This window comes from uncultured Fibrobacter sp. (assembly GCF_900316465.1).
GTDB lineage: Bacteria > Fibrobacterota > Fibrobacteria > Fibrobacterales > Fibrobacteraceae > Fibrobacter.
Map to the genome: position 1 here is coordinate 23,153 of NZ_ONDD01000017.1, position 8,685 is coordinate 31,837.

Annotated in this window: 1 protein-coding gene; it reads left to right on the plus strand. The window is 44.7% G+C overall.

Annotation, left to right across the window (positions count from 1 at the left end; all coding sequences use genetic code 11):
- The first annotated feature begins 53 nt into the window (after positions 1-53).
- Positions 54-4,604 carry a cadherin repeat domain-containing protein gene (locus QZN53_RS08060; RefSeq protein WP_163438508.1) on the plus strand — a complete coding sequence of 1,517 codons (4,551 nt, stop codon included), beginning with the start codon at positions 54-56 and terminating at the stop codon, positions 4,602-4,604.
- Positions 4,605-8,685: the final 4,081 nt, after the last annotated feature.

Sequence of the window (8,685 nt, forward strand, 5' to 3'; positions counted from 1 at the left end):
ATGTATTTTTGGGACAGGAGTTATAATCCTGTTAAAATACAGGGGGGTAAAAGATGGTTAGAGTAAACAACGTGAAAAACTTTTTAAACAAGTTATGGCTCGTTCTGATTGTAGCGGGGGTTGCTTCCGCTGCAGACGTCGCGCCGTTGGTTTTCGATGGTCTTACAACGTATTACAATGCGGATGGTTCAATAGACGACGCATTGAAGGTTCAACACCAAAATTATTGGAACAAGTTGATGACCTTCAAGATGTGGGGTACCGAAGGTATTACCATGGGGCATGCAAGTACGCCTGATGTCAACGGTGCTATAGGTACCGCTAAAAATGGCATGCTCTTTACAGATGGTGAACATAATCTAGGTGGCCCGATTTATGTGGGTGGTAGTATTAATTTTGATACAGGAAATGATGCTTTCCTAAGTGGTCCTGTTCGTGTTACCGAAAATTTTACGGCAGGCGCGAATGGAAATAGGTTTTATGGTACATATTGTATAGAAGGGACGGCGTCAAAGAAACAGCATAACTTGGACGACGATTTTACAAATGCGGGTGAACAGATTGGGCGTTATGCTCAAGGTGGTGCAGCCAAGGTTGGTATGTGCTCTTATGACAGCGTGCCCGAAGTCCCGACGTACCTTTCTATTCCAGATGTTCCTGCAACAACTGATTTAGGTTATGCTACGGTGATTGATGTTATTGGCTCAACAAAGTCCGTAGGATCAAGCGAATATATTGATGTTCCGCCTATAAAAATTGTTGGTAAAGACACTTTAAAAATGTATGATCTGTACATTAATGGAGATCTTGTTTTTAATGCTGGTTCAAAACTCTATATTCGTATGGAGTCTCCAAGAAGCCTGCTAAGAGTTTTCTTGAATGGTACGGTCAACGCTGCGTCAAGTTCGATGATTCAGGTTGTTTATGTTGGTGAAGGCGCCCAATATATAGGAGGCTCTTGGACAAATGTAACGAATCCGGTTTATGTAGAAAATAAAGAGTATGCAGGAAACGTTTTGTTCCATTGTAAAGATGATATTAACTGGTCGTCCATGAATGGGGATGCGTACTTCCAGGGATCTTTCTTGACGATGGGAACGCTTAAAGTGGGATCCAACTTGGTCTTGGCTGGTCAGCTCCTTGGCAATAAACTTGATATCGGTTATGATTTTAAAGGCGATGACTTCCGCTACGTGCCGTTTGATCCTCCTGTTTTGAGTACGGCAGAAGGTGTAAAGACTTATTTGGTCGAAGGCCATAAGCAGGATACAGTTAAGATTTCCTTGGACAAAAAGGCGACAACGACTATTGATTTTGAATACTGCTTTGATTTTAACGGCACTGTAGACGGTAAAGACCCCAATGGTAACGCCGCTCGCGCTGATATCGCCACTGCAGATATTCCTTTGTTCAATGGAACGGAATGTGTCAACCCGGGTAAGGCTTATTTCGATATTGATAGCGTGAACCTTAGAACGCCAATCATCTTGACGGCCCTCGATGACAAAATTGATGAAGGTACTGATAGTAAGCCGGGAAAAGAAACCTTTAGAATTATCATTCAGAACCTGAATGCTGCAACGCTGAAGGACGGTTCTCATGATGGTTATATCACTTTGGAAATCAGCGATCCGGACCTGCCGCCGCTGACATTCGAAAAGACTGTTTTGAATACAATCGACGAAAATCCGAATAACGGTACGCCGATCGATACTTTGCGTGGCATTCATGGTACGATTGGTTGCCCCGATTGCGTGTACAGCTTGAGCGATACCAGCCATTATAGCGACTTTGTTACGATTGACCCTGATGGTACGGTTCGTGTCAAGGATTCTACCATCTTTGATTTCGAAAAGATTCAGTCCATCGATATTCAAGTTCATGTAGAAGATGTTGAAAACAAGATGAAAGCCGACACCACGGTTATCATTCCGATTGGCAACGTCAACGAAAATCCGATTTTGGAAGACCAGGAATTTGAAATCGATGAACATGAAGCTCCGGGAACGGTTGTTGGTACGCTTGTATGGGGTGAAAACGACTCTGTGGGTGTATTCAGACAAGATGAATTCACCGCTGTGGGTGGCGATACAGATCTTTTCGCTGTTTCCAAGACCGGCGTGATTACCACCAAGAAGGAATTTGATTACGAAACCGAACCGCATACCTATGCGATCGATGTAATGCTCGCCGACAAGAACGATCCGACTCTCTTTGTAATCAAGACGGTGACGATCACGATTAACGATGTGAACGAAAATCCGAAGATTGTTACGGATACCATCAAGGTCAAGGAAAATTCTGATCCTGGCACGGTGGTGGATACCTTGGAAGCTATCGACAACGATGGCGATCCGCTCACCTGGACGCTTGTCAATGACCCGAGCAAGTGCTTCGATGTGTCTGCAGGCGGTGTGGTGACGACCAAGGAATGCGATAGGCTTGACTACGAAAAGAATCAGACGATTACGATCAGAGTCATGGTTGAAGATGGCCGCGGTGGTTCCGACATCGAGAATATTGTCGTGCAGTTGATCAATGTTCCGCCTCCGACTATTGAAATTCCGGTGGCAAGCAATGTCGATACGACTTGGCATTATCCGGAAATCATCTACACGAACAAGGATTCTATCAATGTTTGCTGGGAAGTGAACAAGAAGAACCTGACCTGTGCAGACACGATTCTTGATCCGGGCTACAACAAGATCTGTAAGGAAGCCTGCGATGTGGACGGCTTTGAAGGCTGCGCCGAGGATTGCTTTATTGCTTACTTTAGCGATGTCTCGCCGAAGGTGACGATTGATGCCGGTGGCGAAGCTAACCTCGCAAGTAACATCTATACCATTGTGGAACAGCCGGCAGCTGGTGACACGAATGTGTATGTGAAGGATTCCGTACGCAGTATCAATGTGTATATTACGGATTACGACCCGATCATGGGTGAAACCAGGGACACCTTGAAGTTTGAAAAGGTTGACCTCACCAAGAAGGTGGCGGTACCGCAGCAGACTTACGACGCCCTTTCGACTGTTGCAAAGCAGACGGTTTCGCTTGACGAACTGAACCCGAATACTACGAGAACCCCGATTAACGGCACCAGCGTTCTGAACTCTTACCCGACAAAGATTGCCGGTACCGAAGTCACGGTTAGCTACGTGACCGACACCAAGGGTAATATCGTAAAGCAGGCCGTTGTAAACGAAAAGGGTAAGGTCGATTCTATCGAAGTGATTACGGTGTCTTACCAGACCGAAATCAACGGCCAGTTGGTGACGATTTCTTACCAGGCCGACGCAACGACGGGCAAGGCTTTGAACGTCGATGGCAACGGTTCCTTTGTTGCCACCAAGAACGAAGACGCCTCTGCCGGAATCTTCAAGGTCTCTTACGAATATCTCGACAGAGTGTCGGGCGAGACTCTTGAGCTGACCTACGTTGTCGACAAGAGGGGCAACTTGGTCAAGAATCCGGATGGCGACCGTGGCTACCAGGTGACATTCACCTACGAAGACAAGTATGGCAACGTGGCCGAACAGTCCGTATTCGTGGTGCTCGACCAGACGCTTCCGGTTGTTGAAATCCTTTCGCCGATGGACAACCAGGTGTCTCATGCCAACTACGTGAATGTTGAATGGACCGTTAACGGTGAAAAGCAGGATACCTTGACTACGCAGGGACTTGTGAAGGGACCGAACGTTATCGTGCGCTTCTACAAGGACAAGGCGGGCAACGTCGCTGCCGACACGGTTCGCGTGTTCATGAAGGAAGGCAAGGACCTCGATATCTCTGTGGAACGTCCGGTGACGATTATCGACAAGGACAAGGTTGACGAATACTACGCCGACAATCCGCCCAAGAAGGGCCAGACCTTCGCGGTTAGCGTAAGGAACCCGTCGACCGAGGAAGAAGTGGAAACCTTGATTGGTGGCAGCTTCAAGACCCAGGAAGGCAGCGGCGAAAAGCCGTATGCAAATACCAAGAGCTCTAAGCACCTGGGCCCGACGCTCATTCTCGACGTGAAACTCCCGACGGTTAACGACGGCAAGAGCGGTAGCGTGAGCGGCCTTGCCACCTTGGACGACTTGCTGCTCGCTAACGGTAAGATTTCTTCTGCCGGTATCGGTATCGATACTTCTAAGCTCGATGCTACGGCAAAGAAGGATTACAAGGAATATACGGTCGAAGAATACGTGTCTGAATTCTGCGAAGATGGTACCAAGATCCCCAGCGACTTGAGCCAGTTTAACTTGTACAATTCCAGCTTGAAACTCGACATCTGGATTTACACGACTATCGGCAATTTCGTGGGCAAGTACAGCTTTACGCAGGAACTGAACGATCCGAGCTTCGCAAACGGTGCCGGCGTTACGCAGATTTACTTTGAACTGAAACCGGATAAGGATGGCTATGTACATGCCAAGAACGGCAAGCTTTTGGCTACTGGCGCCTACCTGTACAAGGTTGATGCGAACCTGCGCAATCAGCTGCGCTGCACAGTTCCGCCGCTCGGTGGTACTTCTACAAAGACCAAGGGTGACGTGACAAAGACCAAGGAAGAGATGCTGAAGGCATTTGGATATAAGCGCCCGGCAAACAAAAAATAAGAATTCGTACGTAAAATGTTATACAAAACCCCCGGGCCAAAGCTCGGGGGTAATTTGTTAGAAATGGCATTTAATTTACAAGAAAAAATATGAAATAGTTCGGATGTAAAATTTATTTTGCTTAAGGATGGGACTTCGGGTGCTGGTTTGGGGTGTCGGTCATCACGCAAAATTGTCATTTTTACCCCAAAAGGGGCAAAATTGTAAGGAAAACAACAACTTGTTAACACTTTATTCAACAATACTATTGTAATATTATTGAAAGTTTTGTATCTTTTATGGTAAAAAAATAGGGGAGTGTTATACACTCAAAAATTTTTAGGAGTTTATTATGTGGTTTGGAAAGAGCATAATGACTAAAATCGGCCTTGTCATGGCCTTGGCGGTCCCCGCTTTTGCGGCGGATGTTGAGCCGTTCCATTTTGCCAATGGTGGTAGTACTCATGATTCCCAGCAGGCTTTTTGGGACAACTTGATGAAGTACAAAATCTTTGGTGAGAGAGGTATCACCTTTATTGGACAGACTATTCGAGTTACAGATAGTTCTGGTTGGTTTGGTACTGCCGATGGTAATTTTGATATGTCTCAAGGAAATGATCGTCACATTGTTGGCGGTCCGATTCTGATTGGAGGCGATATTGTTTTAAGTAATGGCTTGGACACACTTACAACCGGTCCTGTTCGTGTGACGGGACGTGTTCGTCGTGGTTATGATACTTGGAGTGGTGACGCTTTTGGGGTTCAGTGTATTTCAGGGACTGTTGAACCTTTGTACAGTGCCGTTATTGATAATAATTTCGGGTCTGCTTGCCCAGATACAATCCCGAAAGTTAATGAGCGTTTAACTATTCCTTATACGGAAACTTCTCCTGACAAGTGGACCAATGTACACGCTAAAATAGATCTTGACAAAGAATTGGCTTTCATTGATGTTCCTCCTGGCGAAGGAATTTATGATTTTTATGTAGATGGTATTCAATTCCATAATAACAGTATTCTTGTTATTAGAATGCCTTATGGTGGTCGTTTAACACGAATTTTTGTTAAAAACGACATTGATTTTGGTGCTACAACTCGTAAGGTCCGTATTGTCTATATGGATTCTTTGCATACATATAGCGAGGGTAGTTGGAATGATCATGGTGGTTATGATGGAACTGGTGGATGGTCTTCTACTCAAAACACGTTTAATTCGATTAATATGACGTGGTCCGTTGCTAATGCTGTTGGCGTGGATAACGTTGATTATGCTGGTAATTTGCTGTTCTATTCTGCTGGCGGGTTGACTTATGAAGCTGCGGCGAATACGGACTCCATTCAGGGTACGTTTATTTTGGGTGGAGATATTTTGATTAAACAGCAAATGACTTTGGCTGGTCAGTTGTTGGGACATACGGTTACAATCAATGCGTTCTTTGATGGAACTGGTTTCCGTTATGTGCCGTTTGATCCGGATACATTGAATATTGACCCGAAGGCTATTTCTGGCGGTAAATTCCCTGAAAACAACGAAGATGCTCTGGTCCCGATAAAGCTTGATTCTAAGGCTCAGGTTGATGTGCACTTCAATTACTGCTTTGATGTGGTTAATAAAGGTGCAGGATATGCGGATAAAACGGACTTCCAAATTGGTGTGACTGGTTCGAAGGCTACGTTCCCGATTTGTGGACAGAGCACAAAATCTGTTACGATTAAGAGAGATGCCTATGAACCGGCGGATGATCAAAAGATTTATATCAACGTTTGGAAAGATGGTGTTAAGGAGACGGACGAAAAACTCATTTTGAAAATTTCTGGCTTGACTGGCGCCGTGATGCCTAATAATTTGCGCGATGGTGAATTTGAATTGACTATCGCTGATATGAATGGCCCTGAATTTAATGATAAAGTCAAATCCTACGATGTTAAAGAAAGGACTGCAGTTGGTACAGAATTTGCTAAGATTCCTGTAAAGAACATCGATTTGGATGATGATGAATTTAAGTTGGATACTCTTATTGTTGGTGGAAAGGATTCTGCCGCTGCATCGAAGTTGTTTAAGTTTGAACTTGTGCGTGAAGCAATAAATGTTTCTGGCGTTTATGATACGGCATATGTCAAGATGACCGTTGCTAGCGCCCTTGATTATGAAACGCTTGCTAAAACTAAAACATCTTTTGAATTGATGTTCCGTCTTAAACAGGGCGAAACTGTTAGCGATTCGTCTGCTCGTACCATTAACGTTCTTGACGTTAATGAAGTGCCGACGATTGATAAGATTTATGATCCTAAGTTGGCTCTCACGGCGGGTGCGTTTGATACACTCAGACCCAAGGAAAATTCTAAGAAAGGTGACACGGTTGGTGTTGTCAATGCCGTGGATCCCGACATCTATAATGTGATTGCGTATGGTCATTTGGATTTCTCTATCGTTGAAACGGGCATTCCGTTCAAGATGAAGGACTCTGTGATTGTTGTCAATGATGCATCTAAGATGAATCATGAAACTAAGGATAGCGTTTATACGTTTACCGTAAAAGTTGACAACTGCGAAATGGCTTCTGATGGCTCGTGGACAAAGGATTGCTTGACTGCTACCCATAAGGTCACGGTAAAGATCGAAAACGTTCCGGAGCCGCCTGTACTTGAATGCTTTGATGATGATGATAATTGCTTGGGCCCGTACCTCGCCATTGAAAATTCCAAGATCGATTCTGTAATTCACATATTCCATGTGTCTGATCCGGATATTGGTCAATTGGCTACACTTGTTCCGAAGATTATCGACAAAAAGACGAATAAAGAAGCTGTATTGTTCTATGCCGATATCTCTCACGATACTTTGAGTATCAAGGTCAAGAAGAATATTGACTATGAAACGAATGACGCTTACTTTAATTTGACCATTTCTGTGACGGATAAGGATCTCTTGGATACTTCGATTGATCGTAGAATCAATATCCAGGACGTTAACGAAACTCCGCAGATTACGGGTGTTACTGACCTTAACAAGGACTATACTGGTACTCATGCTTCCGTGTATACCATTTACCCGAAGGAAAACCTGAAGAAGGGTGATTCTGTCGGTGTTGTGGTCGCTAAGGATCCGGATACCAAGAACGTGGCAAAGTTCGGTCACTTGGAATATGAAATCCTTGACCCGAATGGAACGGTTCCGTTCGAGATGCGTAATGACACGATTGTCGTGAAGTATCCGGACTCTTTGAACTTTGAATTGTCCAATATCGTCAAGTATGTGTTTGACGTCAAGGTGACGAACTGCGAATGGAATCCGACAACGAACAAGCCTGTTTCTGGTGCTGCTTGTCTCGAAACCACTCAGCCAGTAACGGTAATGATCCAGAACGTTCCGGAACCGCCGACTATCGAATGTAAGGATACCGATACTCCGGCAGAATGTAATGGTCCTTACTATGTTGAAGAAAATTCTCCGCTGGACATGGTTATTCACGAATTTATCGTGAAGGATCCGGATAAGGGTCAGATTGCAACCATGGCTGTTTCGCTTACAGACAATGCAACTGGCGGTAAGGCTGGTGATTACTTCTATGTGTATATGAAGGGTGACACGTTGAAGCTTGCTGTTAAGAGCAATATTAACTATGAAATTCTTAAGGCTAGCTACGATGTTAAACTGACTGTAACCGATGTTGATGGCGGTACAGCATCAATAGATCGCGTTATCAATCTTGTTGACGTGAACGAAGCTCCTGTGTTTGCAAATGCTGATACGACAATTTCTGTTAAGGAAAATACGCCTGATAGTACCGTTGTCGGTAAGTTGCCTGCATCTGATCCGGATATTAAAAATGTCAAGAAATTCGGCCACTTGGAATACTCTATCATTGATAGGGTCACAAAGAATATCCCGTTTGACATGGATTCCAATGCGATTATTGTGACCGATGTCAAGGCTCTGGATTATGAGGCTTTGTTGCCGACAGCTTCGTTCACCTTCTATGTTCAGGTGAAGAACTGCGAACTGAATTCGACATCGGGCAAGTACGATGGCGCATGTCTCTACGATACCGCCAAGGTTTCGTTGAATGTGACCGACGTGGATGAACCGCCGATTATTGTT